This window comes from Halolamina salina (assembly GCF_042678005.1).
Lineage (GTDB): Archaea > Halobacteriota > Halobacteria > Halobacteriales > Haloferacaceae > Halolamina > Halolamina salina.
Map to the genome: position 1 here is coordinate 1 of NZ_JBHUDH010000254.1, position 19,384 is coordinate 19,384.

Genomic DNA, 19,384 nt, shown 5'->3' on the forward strand with positions numbered 1-19,384 from the left:
CGCGGAGATCCCGCTCGCGGAGCGCCGCGAGCCGATCCCCGAGCGCCCGTACAGGAAGGTGAGCGTCCCGTGTGCCGACGACGCCAAGGTCGACGCGATGGCTCGCCTCGCGGAGACGCTGCCGGAGCGGTTCCCGGAGGCGACTGTCGACGACGAGTACGGCGTCCGACTGGAGCTCCCGGACGCGTCGTGGGTACTCGTGCGACCGAGCGGGACCGAGCCGTACCTCCGGATCTACGCGGAGAGCGAGGACGTGGAGACGCTGTCGGAGGCGGCGCGGACGGTCGTCGAGGACGCGATCGCCGAAGCAGAGTAGCCCGGCTCTACGCTGACGCGATCAGTCGGTCGTGCTCGATCTTGATGCAGCGGTCCTGCACGAAGTCGAGGCCCGCCTCCTCGGCCAGTTCGGCGGCTTCGTCGTTCTCGATTCCCAGTTGGAGCCACACCGCGTCGGCGTCGCCCCGGCTCTCGTGGCGGTCGATCACGTCCTCGACGACGCCCGGCGTCTCCTCGCTGGGCCGGAACACGTCGACGAGGTCGATCTCCTCGTCCACGTCGGCGAGGGAGTCGTACGCCCGCTCGCCGAGGATCTCGTCGGCGTAGGGGTTGATCGGGACGATCCGGTAGCCGTGCTGCTGGAGGTAGTTCGGGACGTCGTGGGCGGCCTTCCCCTCGGTCGTGGAGCAGCCGACGACCGCGATGGTGTCGGCGTCGAGCAGTTCGCGCAGGCCGTCGTCGTCGGTGATGGGCATGGCTGTCGGTTGTGGCTCCACGGTGATAGGTGGTCGGCTCAGGCGTCCGCGAGGTGGATCACCGGCTCCTCGTCCTCGCGTATTTCGACGACGCCGTCGAACAGCTGTTTGAGCGTGTTGAGCGTCTGCTGGTCGTGGGCCGTCTCGTCGATGCAGTAGAGTCCGAGGCCGTCGACGCTCTGGACGCGGCCGGTGAACACGTGGAGGAAGCGGAACACGGTCTGGAGGTCCGAGTACATCAGCAGCGTCGTCAGCGAGTGGAGCATCACGCGGTTGTTGGTGATGTTCCGGTCCTGGTAGAACGCCTGCAGGAACTCCGAGAGCTGGATCCCGATGCCGGTCATGTCAACGGGCGATGAGGCGTACTTGACCCGGTTTCGCTCGGGCACGTCGTCACCCTGCTGTTTCGTCACGCAGTCGACGACGGCGACCGGCCGGCTCTCGTAGCTCGTCCGCTCGGCGAAGCGTTCGAGCATCACGTCGCCGCTGTCTTTGGTGGTGACGATGATCGACCCCTCGCCGTTCTCGGTGCCCGCAGCCAACAGATCGAGACAGAGCGCCCGCTTGCCCGAGAGCGGCGGTCCCGTGAACAGGATGTTGGTCCCGGGCTCAACGGTCGCGTCGAGATGTGGCTGGAGATCGTACATTAGGCGGCGGAGAGCGGACAGCGGGTAGATCCTACGGTGACGCGGTACCCAATCTGCCCAGGAGTCATCGGATGGTTAGACGATGCCCTGAGGCGTTATTATTCTTTGTGATTGGTGGATGATCGGGGGCGCCGACGACGCCGACGCCGGCGGGCGAACTGCCGTTCCGAACCGAGTGACTTAACTGTGGGTCTGCAGTACGAAGGCGTGTCGGGCGCTTAGCTCAGCCTGGACAGAGTACTTGGCTTCGGACCAAGCTGTCGCGGGTTCAAATCCTGCAGCGCCCATCCTTCTGCGTGACGATCAACATTTGGCAGACGGCGGTACGACCCTTATAAAGTAACCCCTCCGCGGCCGTGTTGATTTCATCACGCTCCGGAACGGGGGTCGCCGGTGTCATGCGATTCGCCTACATTTGAATATCACTCAGGACACATAATACTTGGGTGGCAGTCGATCTGCGCCTACTCGCGGTCGTCAAACGAGGTCGAAGATCGGTTCCGCCGCGAAGCTTATCGAATCCCGCCCGGCTGTGTTGATGAGGCGCTAGAGTACGGCGAGTCCCGCGGGAACAACTGATAATCGACCACCGGCGGGTTCTCGATGAGGTCATCAGGGATACTCGCCGGATCGCGCAGCAGATCGAGCACCCCAGTCAGATGTTGGACGCCGACTGCGGCGACGATCGTTTCACCCTCGTCTTGCTCCGCGAGCGCGTGCAGGTGACCCGCCATCACGGCGTCGCGGTCAGCAATCACGGTCTGGAACTGATCCGGGACGCGTTGTTCCGTTATCTCGCGCCACCGGCGAATCGCCGGAAGATTCAGTTCGCGGTACGTAGAGCGCGTCAACTCCTCCGGCGAGTCAAGGTACCCGAGTTCGGTAAACGCCTCGGCGTCGATTTCCGCGAAGTCCGCCGTGCTCTCGTACTCTCATGTGTCGATCCCGGCGAGTAGCAGGTCGTACCAACGGTCCGTGATGTACGCCGCAGCCTCGACTTCGTCACGAGGTGGCCGCCGCGCGTCCTGCACATCCGGGTGGTACTGCTGGATCGCGTCGGCACACGCTTCGACGGCGACGACATCAGGCCCGTACCGCGTGATCGCCCCGGTTACCCGAGCGATCGCAAGTGGAGTACTGTGCAGGACTCCCAGCACGTGGATGCCGCCGACGCGTCCAGCCGTGTCGCTGTTCGTGATCCCGGTCGCGTCGATAGGTCGCCGGTCCTCAGGCATCGCCGTCCACCCCCTGGGAGGCAGTTGAACAGCCTGCTTGGTGGAAAACACCCCCGGTGAGCCGTACTTTCACGAGTCGTGCATTCACATGTCGGAACTGCTTCATACGGGCGACAGTCGAGAATCCACTTAAAAAATTGCAAAGTTGCCGCGCCAAATCTCAACAACTCTCGACCGAGTCAACAGGTGTTGCCCACTGTTCGACGAAGAGAGACCGACCGTCAATCTTCGAAGAGCTGTCGTGCGTACCGATAGATCGGCGCACCGAGCCAGTCATGTCCCTCTGGGATCTTCTCAAAGGCGGTTTGCGCTCGTTGTTCGGACCACGTCCCTCGATTGACAAGCGCTCGGAGCACGATAGGGGACAACATGACATCGGCGTCCACCAATTCTTGAAGCTCGGGGAGCGCTCGATAGTCGTCGGTGACAAGAAACGATGTGTCCCGGGTTCGCGTCGCCGCGACGCAACTTGCCTCACCAGCATCAATGCGGCTAGTCTCAAACGCTTCGGCCTGTGTTTCGATGATACTGAACGCGTCCTCGCTGCCGAGCAGTTTGACGGCCGGTCAGTACCTGAGCCCCTACGTTTTTCGTATCACGCTTCCATCACTCGCCCGTGAACAGAACCCTGCTCACCTTCGCACACGACCAGCAACCCCGGTACTTTGCTCCTGGTCACGATCTCGAGGTGTACGACGAAGACGACGACACGTGGGAACCACTCGGAGCCTCTCCGTACTCACTGTCAGATTTTGTCGATACAGAAACAACCACTGCCAAGGCTGGCCCAGTCCCGATCCGCATCGCCAGCGACGAAGCAGCGCAGTACCTCGAATACTGCCAAGCCGGGAAGATCGGCGACACACTCCACGCTGAGACCGAACTCAACCGGACTTGCCTCGTCGCACTCGCAGACGCTGGGTACACGAGCGTCGACGACCTCCTCGGTACAGCCGACGCCGTCGACATTGAACGAGACACGGGTGTCGACCGTGACATCATCCAATCGGTCGCAGCGAACCACGTCGGTGGATTCTCCACCGGCGACGCATTCACGAGCGGCGGTCGATTAGCCGGCCTTGACCCGCAAGACGAATTCCACGGGTGGGAGTTGACGGCCAACAGTTCGAGCCGCATCCGCTGGGAATCCACTGGCGGCTTCCGATTGACGGCCACACCGACACCTGACGGGACAACAACGATCACGACGAACGCACCTGATGACCACCGGCATTCGTGGTACCGGAAAGGCTGGTCCCCATCGGTGAGCGATGCGGATGAACTCGATCCAGAGGCAGCACTCGAAAACGCACACGAATGGTTGGTGGACAACCAGCTCGAATTCACCGACGACTTACAAGCAATACAGCACATCGGGCCCGCGACCGCGGACTACCTCGCATTCGAATACGAAATCACGTCCTTCGACGCGCTCGCGACGTTCATTGACGACGAGCCGGGAGAGTTCGACGCGATCTTCGGGGAGCAAACTGAGGAAGTCGAAGCAAGTCTGGAAGCGGAACGAGAACAATAGCGACGCTGAGAATTTGCGGATAAGCAACTGAGTAGCCTGCACTCCTGTGGCTTCACTACTACTTAAATAAACAGTCAATATGATTACCATTATCGCTATACGGCGGCGGATTTCGTGAAATGAGGAACCCTATGGTATATGCGAGTCTATGATGTGACATGGCTGGGAGCACGGGCCACAAACCAGCGCCCTCGCAGATCGCCCAAGACCAGTTATCCCTGTTCGACTCGCTGTCGGACGCCGATCCAGAGCGGATCCTCCCGCTCAGCATGCTCGAGACACAGCACTACTGTGAGCAGAAAGCACAGTTCCAACGTGACCAGGGCTGGGATGAAGAGTCACTCCCGGAGCGGCTCGTTCGAGGCCGCGAACAACACAGCGAACTCGCCGAAACAACGGCCGCAACCGATGACGAGTATACGCTTGAGGACGTATGGGATGAGATCCAGTCAGGGGATGTGTCGCTGATCTACCCCCCATTCGCACACGAACTCGTGAACATGGTACTGGTGGGCCGCCCGATGTTTCTCCGGTTCACCGAGAGTCAACCATCCCAACTGACGCTCGTTCGCGGCGTCACCAAAGACCCGTACACGGAACGACTCTTCCCAAACGAGGAGTTCCTGCTGTGGTGTCACGGTAACTTGCTGGACCGGATCGGGTTCGACGTCTCAGACCTTTCGGTTCGGTACCTCAAGTACCCGCAGTCGAAGTTCGACGCCGTCGAAGTGAGCAGAGCACAGCTTCTGCTCGCCGCCGAAGACGGTGACGACATCACCGTCCAACTCGACGAAGACTCCTCACTGCATCCGAACATTCGCCGCCATCCGATCACGTACGAACGGGACAGTGAACGCGGGAAGCAACTCCGGGCGTACGCAGCGTTCTGGCGAGACGGTGGCGATGACCCTGACGGTGCGAATCACTGGAAGCAATGTGCAAGCTGTCGCTTCCGCGCACAGTGTGACTTAGCCCTCGTAGACGGGGACCACCGCGGGTGACCACTCATGAATGCACACACGCCGATCGGCCGAATACTGCACAGTCGAAGGCAAGCACCGGAGCCAACACTCCGACCAGCAGTAACTGGAGGTAGTCCATGATCGGTCTCACGGTCCTCCCCGGGACGACGATCGAACGGTGTGGAAGAACCCAACTCAAAGACATCGTCCACTACTTCGACTCTGAGATCGTCTTCACCCCGGACCAGGTCCACGAACCGTTTCTCCAAGACACGCTCCCGGATTCCGTGGAGGTGATGACCCAACCGCTTGCCCGTGGCCGGGCCACTCAGATCGCGTGCGATGACGATACGCGGATAGTCTGGGCCTCGACACCGGCCGAACTGGAGGAAACCATCCAGTTAACACAAACTGGTGCGCCCGAGGATCGCCCGGAGTGCTATATCCTCTCCGATCAGTTGAGCGTCTCCGTCGATCTAATCGACTTGGAAGCCCATCTCGACGGCCTCGCAGAGTACCGAGCCCCGTTCGACGAGCACGATGCCGTTGACGCGTTCACGCACCTCACTATCGAAGCGAACCCGAAGTACCGCGCAGAGTGGGACGGCATCGATGTTCAAGGCGTAATGCCCGGGGCAAACAAACAGCAAGGAGCCAGCGGCGCAGGCGTCGCACACTTCGAACTACAGGACGATGGTGTCGTCGGGGAAAGGACGAGAGAACTGGGGAACTTCGGGCTTCAAGCCGTCGACCAGGTCGGCCGGGCACGCGCCGCGACGCTCAGGGACGCCGGCATTCAATCCCGACAGGACCTCGCATCAGCCTCAGTACACGAAATCTCCCAGCTCTCGAAGTTCGGGCAGAAAACAGCCAGAACAGCAATCGAATCCGCACAAGTCATCGAACACGGCGAGATCCGGAAAGCACCGGGAGCAAGCCTTCCCGCGAACGACCCGATCTTCATCGACATCGAGACGGATGGCCTCAACCCAACGGTCATCTGGCTCATCGGCGTCTACCTCCCGTCACAAGACGACCGGTATATGCCGTTCATTGAGACCGACCCGGCGAAGCCAGCAGCGGCGCTCGAAGCATTCCTCTCCTGGCTGTCCGAACACGGTGCCAACCGGCCGATCGTCGCCTACAACGGGTGGGACTTCGATTTCCCGGTCATCGAGGAACACATCGTCGAGCACTGCCCCCAATACTTCGACTTCTGGGACAGCACACACCGATTCGACCTGTACGACTGGGCAGTTAGACAGAACAACGCACTCCTCCCCGGGTTAACGAACAAACTCGACGACGTCGCGCCAGCACTCGGCTGGGACCCACTCGACACCGGGCTCACGGGCGCTGAAGTCGGCCGGCTATTCCAACGATACGCTGCGAATCCGTGCCCCGCCACCGAGCTGGATTGGGAGCGACACAAACGGTACTGCGAGGACGACGTTCGTGCACTCGCCCACATCTATGACCAGGTCGAAACAGCAACGCAGCGACTGACGACCAGCAGCCGCGGATCCACCTCAACAACCGAAGACAGCACGTCCCAAGGAACACTCGACGACTTCTAACAATGAGCAACACCACCCCTTCACTCGACACGGTCCTGAACACCGACACGCTCGAAGAAACGTTCCCCGAGTACGAAGGCCAACTCGTCGACACGATCACAGACCCACCGAGAGAGGCAGACCGAGTCCCCGCCACCGACGTGCTCCCCGAGACGCTCGCAGCCTCACTCGAACACGACCTCTACAGTCATCAGGCCGCGGCGATCCAGGAGTTACAGGCCGGCAACAACGTCACCGTCTCCACGTCCACATCCTCCGGGAAAACGTGGATTTACACGCTGTACTTCTGCCTTCGGAAACTGCAGGACCCGGACGCCCGCGCCTTATTCCTGTACCCAACGAAAGCACTGAGTTCAGATCAGGAACGAGCGATTAACGACCTGTTCGATCAACTCGGCATCGACGCCCTCGCCGAGACGTACGACGGTGATACGAAAGACGACCGGAAGAAACTCATCAGGGACCGCGTCGACGTCGTCATCTCCAATTTCGCCGGGATGAACCAGTACTTGGAGTCCCACATGAAGTGGCGGGACGTCTTCCAGAACTGCGAACTCGTCGCCGTCGACGAGTGCCACACGTACACCGGCGTTCACGGAATGCACGTCGCATGGGTCATCCGGCGACTCCGACGACTCCTCGACCACTACGGCTCCGACCCACAGCTCGTCTGCTCAACAGCCACCATCGGGAACCCCCGCGAACACTCCGAGCTCCTGACTGGGACCGATTTTCAGGTCATCGACGACGACGGCAGCCCGCACGGCCGCCGGGAAATCGCGTTCTGGGAGCCACCGCTTCAAGAAACAGACGGGCCCGTCGATGCGTTAGAAGAGGACGAAATCCTCCCGTCGATGCGTCGGAACGCCGACGACGAAGCCGCAGGCGCCCTCGTCCACCTCGCTAAAAACGACGTGCAGACACTGATGTTCACCGACTCACGCCAAGGCACAGAAATCGGTGTGAAACGCGCGATCGAGGCTGCCCGGGACCATCCAGACAGTAACTATGTCGACATCGACCCGTACCACGCCGGCCTCAGCAAACAGAAACGCCGCGCCATCGAGAACAAACTGAGCAGCGGCGATCTCGACGGTGTCATCTCAACGAGCGCCTTAGAACTCGGAATCGACATCGGATCGATGGACGCCACCGTACTCGCCGGGTACCCTGGCACCCGTCAATCCTTCTGGCAACGAATCGGCCGCGCCGGCCGCGGCACCACCGACTCCCTCTCCGTATTCGTCCCGCAATCCGACGCGATCGACCAGTACATCCTGAACAACCCGGCGTACGTCCTCGAAGAAAACGTCGAGGATGCCGTCGTCGACCTCTCAAACAACCCCGTCTACGCCAAGCACGTGCTCTGTGCTGCCTCCGAACACCCACTCACAGAAGCCGATGCGGAGTGGTTCGGGTCCGAAGACCGGCTCGCCCAGGCCATCGACATGTGGCAGGCGGCTGGGCAGATGGTCGGTGATTTGGACCGCGGAGCGCAGTACAACGGGTCCGCCCGGCCCCAAAGCGACATTTCGATGTACGCCACCACGGACGAACAGTACGAAGTCCGGCAGGAAGACGGCGACATCGACATGGAACCCCTCGACAAAGAACGGGTCTACCGCGAGTTCTACCCCGGCGCGCTAATCCTCCACGATGGTGTTCAGTACGAGGTGCAAGACGTCGTTGAAGACCGCATCCGCCCGCACGTGACCGTCAAAAAGTCCCACTCCCCGAACTACACGCAAGCAATCCACGATAAGCAAATCACCGACCTAGAAGTCGACCGCTCGTACGACCTCGGAAACGGGTACCAGCTCTGTGCCGGCATGGGGACCGTGCACATCAACTACAGCGCCTACAACGTCATCAACATTCACACCGGCGAAGTCGTCGAACCGCTCGTCCCCATCGACCTGGACCCGATCTCAATCCGAACGCAACTCATGTGGATTGCGTTCCCCGACCAAGCGATCACCCAAGTCCTTCGAGAAATCCCAGCCGATTCCTACATTCAGCCGACTGAGAAATCTGAGTTCGCATCGCTGGGCGAAGAAGAGTACACGATGACCGGCGGCCTTCACGGCGGCGAACACGGCATGATCAAAATGGCCCCCCTCGAACTCCGATTAGACAACAGCGACATGGGCGGACTATCTACCCTTCACCACCCAGAGGTCGAATCCCCCGTATGGTTCATCCACGACGCCGTCGAAGGCGGCATCGGATTCGCCCACAGCATCTACGAAAACTTCCAAGCAGTCGCACAGCGAACCCTTGACCGGATCGACGATTGTGACTGCGGGCGTGATGTCGGCTGCCCCGCCTGCCTGATGAGCAACCAATGCGGGAACCAAAACGAACCACTCCACCGACCAGCCGCCGTGAGTCTCCTCCGAAAAGCGATCAACCAAGTCGAAACAACCACATCCAACTGAGTTTACAACCCCGGATTCGCCTTCTCGGTCAAATAGGCAGCCCCTCAAGAGCCATCGGGAGTAGTGACACTCTCTTCGAGGAGACTGTTTATTTGTGCAGCAGTTCTCGTTCGAACCATGCCCCCCAAGGAAACACAGGAACTCACAGAACGGTTCACTCAATTCTACCAGCACTTCTACGAAGACGAGATTGAGGAACTCGCTGACGCATACCCGAACGACCGACGCTCACTCTACATTTCCTACACCGACCTCTTCACCTTTGACCGTGATCTCGCTGAAGACTACCAAGCGAAACCAGCGCGAATGCGAGAGTACGCTGAGGAAGCACTCCGCCAGTACACCCTCTCAGCAGACGTGAGCCTCCACGACGTCCACGTCCGACTACATAGCCTCCCGACAGAACACGAGCGGAGACTCACCGACATTCGCAGCGATGATCTTAACGACCTCATCCGCATCTCTGGAACCGTCGAATCAACCTCCCGAATCAAGAGCCGCGTCGTCGAAGCCGCGTTCGAGTGCCAGCGCTGTGGGACGATGACCTACATACCGCAACCGGCTTTCGGAGAGAAAGAACCACACGAGTGCCAAGGCTGTGAACGACAAGGCCCATTCGAGATCCACGACGACCAATCCGAGATCAAAGATTTCCAGCGAGCACGGATCCTCGAACGAACACCAGGAGACGGCGACGAACTCAACCGCGAATCAATCGTCATCCACCTCGCCGATGACCTCGTCGACGAACTCACACCCGGTGAGACAGCCTCGATAACCGGCATTCTCACACGAATCAGCGACAGCAACAACTACTACGACGCCACGATCCACGACAAATTCATCGACGTCGTCTCGACAGCAGACGCAGCCGAGTACCCGCATCTCACTATCACCGACGAGGACATCGCCGCGATCGTCGAACTCTCAAACGATCCCGACGTCATCGAGAAGATCAGTCAATCCATCGCCCCAACCGTCTACGGCTACGACCAAGGAAAGCAAGCGCTTGCGATGCAGCTCTTCGGCGGCGTCACAAAACGACTCCCCGACGACTCACTAATCCGCGGCGACATTCACCTCCTGTTCATCGGCGACCCCGCCACGGCAAAGACGACACTCCTGAAAGCAGCGTCAAACCTCGCACCGCGCTCCGTCAACGTCAACGGAGCCCAGTCAACAAAGGTCGGGATCACTGCCGCCGCGACACCCTCAAGCGGCGAATCCGACCCGTGGGAACTCCAAGCCGGAGCCATCGTCCTCGCCGACCACGGACTCGCGTGTATCGACCACCTCGACGGGCTGCCTGAAGACGCACAGATCGCATTGGAGGGACCGATGGCACAGCAGGTCCTGAACATGAGCAAAGCCAGTGTCACGGAAACACTACCGGCTGAAGCGTCCGTACTGGCAACAGCGAACCCGAAGTACGGGCGGTTCGACCAGTACGAACCAATCGGCAAGCAGATCGACCTCATGCCAGGACTCATCTCCCGGTTCGACCTGATCTTCACGTTCACCGACCAGCCCGACCCGGAACACGACAGCGAGTTAGCCGAGCATGTGCTTACGACCAACCAAGCCGGCGAGATAACCGCCCAACAAGAGAACTGGCAGAACGGTGAAGTCCCTGACTCAGCCGCCGAGAGCATCGAAGCAGTGACCCCAGCCATCGACGCCGAGTTACTGCGGAAGTACATCGCCTACGCCAAACGTAACGTCTACCCAACGATGTCTGAAGCAGCGAAGGAGGCAATCGAAGAGTTCTACGTCGACATGCGAGCAAAAGGAGCCGACGAAGATGCCCCCGTGCCGGTAAGCGCGCGGAAGCTAGAAGGATTAGTTCGGCTTGCCGAGGCCTCGGCACGGATGCGGTTATCCGATACCGTTGAAGAGCGGGACGCCGAGCGCGTCATCGAAATCGTTCGCTCAACGTTGGAAGATATCGGCGTCGATCCTGACGCGGGAGAGTTCGATGCAGAAGTGGTTGAGACGGGAGCGAGTAAGTCTCAACGAGACCGGATCAAGAGTGTAAAAGCGCTAATCGGTGACATTGAGGAGGAATACGACGCAGGAGCGCCTATCGAGGAAGTGTTTGATCGTGCTGGGGAAGTCGGTATGAGCGTCGATAAAGTTCAGAGAGAGATCGAAAGCCTCCGAAATAAAGGAGAGTTGTACGAACCTGTCGAAGATCACCTTCGGACAACATAGGCACAATCGTACCTTCGCGAGTGGTCACGGTTACCTATCGAGGGCTACTGGACCCAGCTACACGCATTTATACCTGAAACGCATCCTCGTGAGTTATTACTTTCACCGCGGTGTAGCTACTTTTAACAGTTCTGTTTCCTATACTATGGTTATCGAAAGCATGCGTGGCGAGACTACATCAGCGACGAGTTATCGTCTGATCGGCAAAGCATCATCAGCTGGGGGGTTCTGAACTATGCGCTTGGCACACGCGGCCGATATCCATCTTGGCCATCATCAGTATGGACTCAAGCAACGGGCAACGGACGCTCGCTTATCGTTCCAGCATTTCTTGTCACAAGCACGTGAACGCGAGACGGACGCGATTCTGATTCCGGGTGATCTCTTCGATTCTCGGGATATCCGTCCGCAGACGCTACAGCAGACCGAAAAGGTACTCGAAACGGTCTCACAGCCTGTTATCGTCTCGCCCGGCAATCACGACGAGAACATGAGTCGGCGACGAGACCTGACGTGGCTGGAATACCTGAACAATAAGGGTCTGATAACACTCCTGTCGGCGGAACTGGCCGACGACCGAGCGACGTTCGCACCGACTGATGTGACTGATCCGCGGCAGGGCGGTGGCGGCTACGTAGATCTCGAACGCGACGACGAGCTCGTTCGTTGCTTCGGCCTTCAATACCGAGGCGCGTACATCGAGCGAGACCTTCCGAACGTCGTGGACGGCATCCGAGCAGTAAACCAGAGCGAAGACGAACCGGACACAACGGTTCTCCTCGCTCACTTCGGCATCGATGACGCTGTCCCCGACTTGGGGGCGAACGTCGCGCGAGCAGCCCTCACCGACCTCGAAGATCTCGTCGATTACATCGCCCTCGGCCACATCCACAAACAGTTTGAAAGCGGGACGGGAGCTCGAAATCCCGGTAGCCTCGAAGCCTTTGACATCCAAGAAGGCCGCTGGGAGGACAGCCACGGCTACTACATCTACGACACCGTGTCGGATGCCGCCGATCATCACCTCTCCAAGCGTCGTCCGTATTATACGCTGAATTTCGACGTTTCAGGGTACCGGACGTTCGAAGACCTCCGCACCGACTTCGAAACGGAACTGGAAAACGCACAGCCAGACGTCGAGGACGTTTGTCAGCGCGACATTCATGTTGATGCTCGAGGGAACCGGCGGGAGCCGATCATCAACGTCCGCTTCGACGGCACGCTGCTACTCGACCACACCACATTCGACGTCGAGACACTCACCGACCTCGCCGAAGAAGAGTTGGATGCACTGTACGTCCAACCGACGAACCACACTGAGCGGAAAGCAGTCCAAGAGCTACTCGGTGATCTCGAACGCGATGAGGCATTCAATCCGGACGGAACCGTCAACACGGATGCCCTGCAGGAGAAAGTGTTCACGACGATCGCCGGCGAGTCCAGATACAGCGGGGAAGCAGAAGAGGTCGCCGCAACGTTAGACCAGGTAGAGGATTTGGTCAACGAAGACGAGCAGAACGTCTCTGAAGTCGCGGATTACCTCAGAGAGCGGCGCCGAGAGCTCTTCCCTGATGGGCCAGGTGAAACAGCCGACACAGGGGATGCAAACGAAGCGACGAACGAGGTGAGTTCCGAATGAGCATCGTCATTGATCAAGTCACACTGGAGAACTTCAAGAGCTACGGCGACGAGACGACGATCGACCTGGGGAACGGCGTGACGGCCATCCTCGGCGACAACGGATCTGGAAAGAGCACCATTCAGGAGGGTGTCGGCTACGCCCTCTTCGATACCCATCCCTTCCGAAATCAGGATCGGTTGGTCCGCGACGGCGAGAGTTCCGGACACGTCGAGGTCACGTTCACGAACCGAGCGACGGGGGAGACGTATACCGTTCGCCGCTGGGCGGGGCGGTCGAAGTACGACGTCTTGGACGAGAACGGCGACAACCTGGGGTTGGACACGAACAGCGAGGTCAAAGACTGGATCTGCAACCAATTGGGTATCGATGATCCGGACGACCTGTCCGAGGCGTGGGAGCGGAGCGTCGGCGTCCCCCAGACGGACTTCCTCTCGGACTTCACGAAGACCGAGAAGGACCGCATCGACACGTTCGACCCGCTTTTCGACATCGAGCGGTATCGGGAAGCCTACAAGTCGCTGAGCGGGCTGGAGGACGAGTTCGAGGACGACATCAACGAACTCGAAGAGGAGATTACGCGACTCGAAGCCAAGCTCGAGGATCTTCCCGAGGTAAAGGACGAAGTAGAGGAGCACGAGGAAGCCGTCGAAGAACTGGAGCAGGAACTCCAGTCGCTCACCGAAGAGATCGAGGAATTCGAGGAAGAGAAAGAGGAGTTAGAAGAACTCGAGAACAGTCTCCAGGAGGCCAGACAGGAACTGGAGTCTCTCGAAGAGACGAAGATCCCCGCACAGCGGAATGCTCTCGAAAACGCGGAGGAACAGCGTGAGGAGGCGAAAGAAGCGAAGGAGATCATCGAGGACGTCCAGGACGACTACCAGCGCCACGAGGACGCGCAGGATCGGCTCGACGATCTCGAGGAGAAACGCGACGAGCGTGACCAACTGGAAGACTATCTTTCCGACGTCGGGGGTCAGATCGACCGTCTGAAAGACCAGATCAGTCGCCACAAGCAGGACTTACGAGAGGCGAGGGAGGCACAGGGGACGGTCGAGGAACTGGAACCCAAGAAAGAGCGGTACGAATCACTCGAGGAGCAGATCAGCGACCTCGAAGACGACAAGGTCCGAATCGAGGAGATAGACGAGAGGCTAGAAGAAATAGACGACGAGATAGAGGAACTAGAAGAGGAAGCTGACGGAATCGAAGCGGAGATAGAAGACGCCGAGGCGAAGCGCGAGGAAGCCGACCGGCTTTCTGACCTCCAAGACGAGCGGCAAGACCTCATCGCTCGAAAGCAGACGCTGGAGAACGAGAGAGAGGATCTCCACGACCAGAATCAGGAACTCCGCGGGCTCGACCTGGACGAGGAGTCGGAAGTGTCCTGTCCGACGTGTGACCGGCCGGTCACTCCCGACCACCGCGAGAAGGTCATCGAGCGAAACGAGGCCCGTATCGAGGAAATCACCGAGGAAGAATTCCCCGAGGTAGCGGACGAACGCGAACAGATTGAGGAGGAAATCGAGTCGGCAGAAGACGCTAAGGAAGAGGTCGATGAAATCCCGCGGTTGGAAGACAAACTCGAACGTGTCGAAGGAGAGATCGACGACCTCCGCGAGGAGAAACAGGACCTCCGAGACGAGCAAGACGAACTCGAGGACGAAGTCGCAGCACTGCCGGAAAAGCGAGACGAACTGGACAACCTCGAAGGCGTCGTCGATGACTACCACACGGCGAAGGCCACGGTCGAAAGCGCGGACGACGTCCCGGGGAAACTCCGCGACACTCGGGACGAGCTGGGTGAGAAACGCGTCGAGTACCGCGAACTCCGGGACGACTTAGCGGAGTACGAAGGGCTCGACGACGAGATCGACCGCGTTAAAGAGGTCATCGATGAGACCGAGGACGCCCACACGAAGTACGTCAAGAACGTGGACAAGGCGGAGGAGCTCCCCGACCGCCGGCAGGAAGTTGAAGACGAACAGGAGGAACTCGAGGAACTGAAATCGGAACGCGACGACGTTGAGGATCGCGTCGAGTCACTTCAGGATGAGTTCGACGCCGAACGGCCCAACGAGGTCCAGGAAGAGCTCGGGGAATTGAACACGCAACACGCCAAAACGGAACAGAAACTCGACGATGCGCAGGAGGACCTCGAAGAGGCTCGAGATGAACTCGCGGAACTCGAAGAGAAGCAGGAGCGCAAGCAAGGTCTCGAAGACGAAGTCACCGAGTTAGAGCGCGACCAGGAGTTTGCTCGGTGGGCGCGCAACAGCCTCCAGCAGGGTGCTGAAGACCTGCGCGACCTCATCACCAGCGAGATCGGCGACCGCGCGAACGGCATCTTCCAGCAGCTCCGCGGCAACCCGACGGAGACGCTCGTCTGGGACAAGACGTACAACCTGCGGGTTCGCGTCCGCGGGCAGAACAAGCCCTTCGACACGCTCTCTGGCGGCGAAAAGATGGCCGCCGCGCTGTCCGTCCGGCTCGCAATCCTCGAACAACTGGCGTCCGTCGGCGTGGCGTTCCTTGACGAGCCCACCGCGAACCTCGACCGGCAGAAGAAACAGAACCTCGTGAGCCAGTTGGATGACCTCGACCAACTCAACCAACTCCTCGTTGTCAGCCACGACCGGACGTTCGAATCGATGACCGAACGAACCATCGAACTCGAAAAAGACGAAGATCGGGAAGTGACGCGGGTGGTGTCGGAGTAATGCCGTTCTACCCGGAGGCAGTCCTCAACGACCTTCGCGACCACGCAGCGGAGATCCGAGAGTTCGCTGAAGACGAGGAAGAAACAGTCGAACAGTATCGGGAAGCCCTCCGCGACGCGCTTGACGAACACAGCGCGTCCCCGCTTCGAGCTGTACTCGGCCCTGATCGGTATCCGGGCGCGTTGCCAACCACCGAGTGGGACGACGCCGACTCACCCATCATCACGTTCGACGAATCCGCCGCGTGGGACAATCACGAAGCGGTGAACGAGTACGGAAAAAACGTGCTGGAGGGCGTAACGACAATCGCCGCTGACGGGTCAGAACTCGGACCGACAGACGAATTCACGGTTCCACTCGGACTTGTACAAGTCGCGTGGAACGCGAATCATCATCACGAGGACGGCGACTACGAGGAAGGCCTCAACACACGCATCCTGGGACCGAATGCCGTCACCGAGAAATCCGATGACGAGGACGGTATCAGGTACCCGGACGGGCGAGCACCAGGGCACGAACGCTACCGCGACGAAGGACAAACAGTCATCGACTGCATCGAACAGTTCTCCACCTGCGATCCTCCGCCAGTCGTCATTTACGACGGCCCGCTTGTCCCGACGTTCGCCAACACGTACTCGCCAGACGTACGCGACGACTACTACCGGCGGACAATGGCCCGAGTTCTCGCCGCAAGCGAACACCACGGCGTTCCCGTCGTCGGGTACTCAGCTGGGAGCAGCCGGACGAACATCGCGAAACTCCTTCGGCGAACGTACCGCGACCGACTCGGGGATGAACCGTTCGTCGCAGACTCCCGCATCCTCGAAGGATTCACAGACAACTGGGGCGACCGCTCCCAAGCCTTCATCCACCGACAAGACGGAACCGTCGACGCCATGCAGTGCCGGTACCGCGGCGACGAGTACGAGTTTGGGACTGACGTCCTGTTCGGCTACCTCGACATCCCCGACGGGGACGCAATGGACTACCTCGAGTTCCCCGGGTGGGTACTTCGCGACGATCTTCTCGAATACGTGTTCGACGTCGTCCGCGCAGAGGCCGGCGTCGGCCGTGGTTACCCGGAGATCGTCCAGCAAGCGGACGCGAACGCCGTGCTCGACACCGGCGCGAAGCGACGGTTCCTCGCCCTTGTCCAGAACTTCGCCGAGGAAGAAGACCTGCCGATCGAGTGGAACGCCAAGAACCTGAGCAAAGAACGCCGCCGCCGCTGAACAGCCAATCCAACCGCCTCACCCAACACCAACCATGACCCAAAACACCCCGCCTCCCGAAGACCCAGCACTCACAGAGCACGACCTTACACTCGGCACCGTCGCACAGTCCCGGTCGCAAATGGACTACGTCGTCGAAGTGTACCGGGAACGCGAACGCGAACGGCCGCCGGAGAAACAAGACTACGAGTTCGGCCAGCCAGTGTACAGTACGACCACAGTCCGCGGTGACGAGTATGCCGTCGTCGGCGTCGTGTACGACTCACAACTCGTCGATCCTGACCAAGGACGCGAAGGCCCACGCCTCTCAAACCCCGACCAAGAAATGTTCGTGCCGGGGTACGTCGACGAGAAGCGAACGCTGCTGGGCGTCGCATTCCTCGGCTTCGCCCAACTCTCACCGTCCCCCAATGGGGACGGGCACGACTTCACAGCCGTCGAACAAGCGATGCCGCGATGGACCCTCGACATCGACGACCCGATCTCCAAACTCTCGCCCGAAGGGTTCAGGCAGTTCCACTTCCCCAACGACGCGCTTCACGTGCAGTACTACGACCGACTCATCTCGACTGCTGACCGCTTCGGGGCCGAAGTGACACTTTCCCTAATCGATCGACTCAGGACCGACACGCCAGCAGACGAAAACATGCTTGACGTCATTGAACAGAAAGTCCGCTGGGAAGCGAACGCCGACAGAGGGGTCCTCCGATGACCGACAACGTCCCCACGCCACCCGAAGGACGGGACGTCACCGCTGCGTCCGAAACTGTCATCGGGACCGTCGAGAAGCCCGGCGACTCCGCCGACGAGTTCCAGTTCATCGCCCCGAACGACATCGACGTCCGGACAGGCGAATTCATCGTGTCCGACACCGTCGTGGAGGGCGACCAACGCGACATCCTCGCTCGCGTCACGAACACGGAACAGGAACGTGGCCTTCCCGGTGACTTCCTCGCTGACCCGGCCGTCGAACCAGAGGCGATCGCCGGCGCACTCGGCATTCCCAGTGGCGACATCGAAATCGATCGAGTGACCGCCCGGATCATCGGGTACTTCGACGCCGACTTGGAGACGTTTGCAAACCCTCGCTCACTCCCCGCCCCCGGGTCAAGAGTCTACCTCGCAGCCGACGAGTTCCTTGAAGCCGTCCTACCGAACGTCGACTGGGAGAGCAACAGCGGTATCGCCCACGCCGGGTGGCTACTCAACCGCCCCGCCGGCGACGCGAACGTTTACCTCCCAGTCGACGCATTCTCCTCAACCCACCTCGCCATCCTCGCCTCGACGGGGAGCGGGAAATCGTACACGGCGAGCGTCATCATCGAAGAAATGATGCGCCCACAGTCACGGGCAGCGATGCTCATCTTCGACCCGCACGGCGAGTACGACACCCTCCCGGACATGCGGCAAGACGAGCACGCGTCAGTATTCCGCGACGACGACTACACACCCGAAGTCAACATCATTCAACCAGACGAGATCAACATCGCCATCCCCGACCTCAACTACGGCGACTTACTCGCGTTGCTCGACAGCCCGAGTGACAAGATGAAGTACGTCCTGCACGACGCCTGGCGGAACCTCCAAGAGGAGAGCAACGACATCAGCGTCCACGACATCGTCACTGAATGCTACGAAGTCGACGGTGAGAACAGCGATACAGCAAATGCGCTTGAATGGCGACTTCATCGGGCGCTCGACCGTGACTTGTTCGTCCGGGCTGCCCGCGACGAACTGACCGACTTCGTTGCCCCAGGGCAAGTCACCGTCCTCAAACTGAACCGATTGTCAAAAGAAGACCAGCAGATGCTCGCCGCCGCACTCCTCCGGAAACTCTACGAAGCCCGCGAAGACGCGATGCGCGGCGACGACGACCGACTCGACTTCCCCCTGTTCACACTCCTCGAAGAAGGCCATCGATTCGCACCCGACGGCAATGCGCGATCACTCAGCATCCTCCGAACAATCCTCTCCGAAGGCCGGAAATTTGGGTTCGGCGTCGGCATAATCTCCCAACGCCCATCCAAACTCGACGCCGACGTCCTCTCCCAGTGCGGCACGCAAATCATCATGCAAATCCAGAACCCGAACGACCAGCAAGCAATCCGGCAATCCGTCGAAAGCGCCGGCGAAGACGTCCTCGACGAACTCCCCGGACTAACACCCGGCCAAGCCGTCATCGCCGGCGACGCAATGAACACGCCCGTACTGACTCGGATACGAGAACGCCACACCCAACATGGAGCAGAAAGCCTCCCCGTGACGCAGGAGTGGCGGGACAGTTGGAGCGAACACAAAGAAGAACAGCGGCGGGGTGTTACGAATGCTTACGACGACGACGAAGAGGTTGACGACACACTCCTCTAAGCGAGATAGACAAGATTCTACAGTCTATCTGGATCGACCAACGAATCCACTAGGATTCGGGAATTAGAGA

The 19,384-nt window shown here is 59.8% G+C and carries 14 protein-coding genes, 1 tRNA gene and 1 pseudogene; 12 read left to right on the forward strand and 4 right to left on the reverse strand.

Annotation, left to right across the window (positions count from 1 at the left end):
* A pseudogene (locus ACFR9S_RS15470) lies at window positions 1–316 on the forward strand (phosphomannomutase); the annotation flags it as partial.
* Between the two features lie 7 nt (window positions 317–323).
* On the opposite strand, the gene ACFR9S_RS15475 reads toward ACFR9S_RS15470, so the two are convergent.
* Both ACFR9S_RS15475 and ACFR9S_RS15480 read right to left on the reverse strand, forming a co-directional pair.
* Window positions 324–752 (reverse strand): CoA-binding protein, encoded by a 429-nt coding sequence (locus tag ACFR9S_RS15475; protein ID WP_379730352.1) that lies wholly within the window; start codon window positions 750–752, stop codon window positions 324–326.
* A gap of 38 nt (window positions 753–790) precedes the next feature.
* Entirely contained in the window at window positions 791–1,399 is a 609-nt protein-coding gene (locus tag ACFR9S_RS15480; RefSeq protein ID WP_379730353.1) for an RAD55 family ATPase, read from the reverse strand.
* 212 nt (window positions 1,400–1,611) lie between these two features.
* Here ACFR9S_RS15480 and ACFR9S_RS15485 point away from each other — a divergent pair.
* Window positions 1,612–1,686, forward strand: a tRNA-Arg gene (locus ACFR9S_RS15485).
* Window positions 1,687–1,911: 225 nt separating this feature from the next.
* Here the strand turns inward: ACFR9S_RS15485 and ACFR9S_RS15490 are convergent.
* Together ACFR9S_RS15490 and ACFR9S_RS15495 are read right to left on the reverse strand one after the other, a co-directional pair.
* Complete coding sequence (locus tag ACFR9S_RS15490; RefSeq protein ID WP_379730354.1) at window positions 1,912–2,250, reverse strand: TraB/GumN family protein; 339 nt, start codon at window positions 2,248–2,250, stop codon at window positions 1,912–1,914.
* 81 nt (window positions 2,251–2,331) lie between these two features.
* On the reverse strand, window positions 2,332–2,634 hold the full coding sequence (locus ACFR9S_RS15495; RefSeq protein WP_379730355.1) for a hypothetical protein: 303 nt from the start codon (window positions 2,632–2,634) through the stop codon (window positions 2,332–2,334).
* Window positions 2,635–3,250: 616 nt separating this feature from the next.
* Here ACFR9S_RS15495 and ACFR9S_RS15500 point away from each other — a divergent pair.
* From ACFR9S_RS15500 to ACFR9S_RS15545, 10 genes are all read left to right on the forward strand, one after another.
* Window positions 3,251–4,168 (forward strand): hypothetical protein, encoded by a 918-nt coding sequence (locus tag ACFR9S_RS15500; protein ID WP_379730356.1) that lies wholly within the window; start codon window positions 3,251–3,253, stop codon window positions 4,166–4,168.
* Window positions 4,169–4,326: 158 nt separating this feature from the next.
* Entirely contained in the window at window positions 4,327–5,169 is an 843-nt protein-coding gene (locus tag ACFR9S_RS15505) for a hypothetical protein (RefSeq protein ID WP_379730357.1), read from the forward strand.
* A 98-nt stretch (window positions 5,170–5,267) separates the two neighbouring features.
* Window positions 5,268–6,707 carry a ribonuclease H-like domain-containing protein gene (locus tag ACFR9S_RS15510; protein ID WP_379730358.1) on the forward strand — a complete coding sequence of 480 codons (1,440 nt, stop codon included), beginning with the start codon at window positions 5,268–5,270 and terminating at the stop codon, window positions 6,705–6,707.
* A 2-nt stretch (window positions 6,708–6,709) separates the two neighbouring features.
* Window positions 6,710–9,145, forward strand: a complete 2,436-nt coding sequence (locus tag ACFR9S_RS15515) for a DEAD/DEAH box helicase (protein ID WP_379730359.1) — start codon at window positions 6,710–6,712, stop codon at window positions 9,143–9,145.
* A gap of 117 nt (window positions 9,146–9,262) precedes the next feature.
* Window positions 9,263–11,356 (forward strand): minichromosome maintenance protein MCM, encoded by a 2,094-nt coding sequence (locus ACFR9S_RS15520; protein WP_379730360.1) that lies wholly within the window; start codon window positions 9,263–9,265, stop codon window positions 11,354–11,356.
* A gap of 235 nt (window positions 11,357–11,591) precedes the next feature.
* Window positions 11,592–12,995, forward strand: coding sequence for a metallophosphoesterase family protein (locus tag ACFR9S_RS15525; RefSeq protein WP_379730361.1), 1,404 nt, complete (start codon window positions 11,592–11,594; stop codon window positions 12,993–12,995).
* Window positions 12,992–15,715, forward strand: coding sequence for an AAA family ATPase (locus ACFR9S_RS15530; protein ID WP_379730362.1), 2,724 nt, complete (start codon window positions 12,992–12,994; stop codon window positions 15,713–15,715). Before ACFR9S_RS15525 ends, ACFR9S_RS15530 begins: the two co-directional genes overlap by 4 nt.
* A complete protein-coding gene (locus ACFR9S_RS15535; protein WP_379730363.1) occupies window positions 15,715–16,947 on the forward strand; it encodes a DNA double-strand break repair nuclease NurA in 1,233 nt (410 codons plus the stop codon). Before ACFR9S_RS15530 ends, ACFR9S_RS15535 begins: the two co-directional genes overlap by 1 nt.
* Window positions 16,948–16,981: 34 nt before the next feature.
* Window positions 16,982–17,659 carry a hypothetical protein gene (locus ACFR9S_RS15540; protein WP_379730364.1) on the forward strand — a complete coding sequence of 226 codons (678 nt, stop codon included), beginning with the start codon at window positions 16,982–16,984 and terminating at the stop codon, window positions 17,657–17,659.
* On the forward strand, window positions 17,656–19,314 hold the full coding sequence (locus ACFR9S_RS15545; RefSeq protein WP_379730365.1) for an ATP-binding protein: 1,659 nt from the start codon (window positions 17,656–17,658) through the stop codon (window positions 19,312–19,314). The genes ACFR9S_RS15540 and ACFR9S_RS15545 overlap by 4 nt, the downstream gene beginning before the upstream one ends.
* Window positions 19,315–19,384 lie beyond the last annotated feature (70 nt).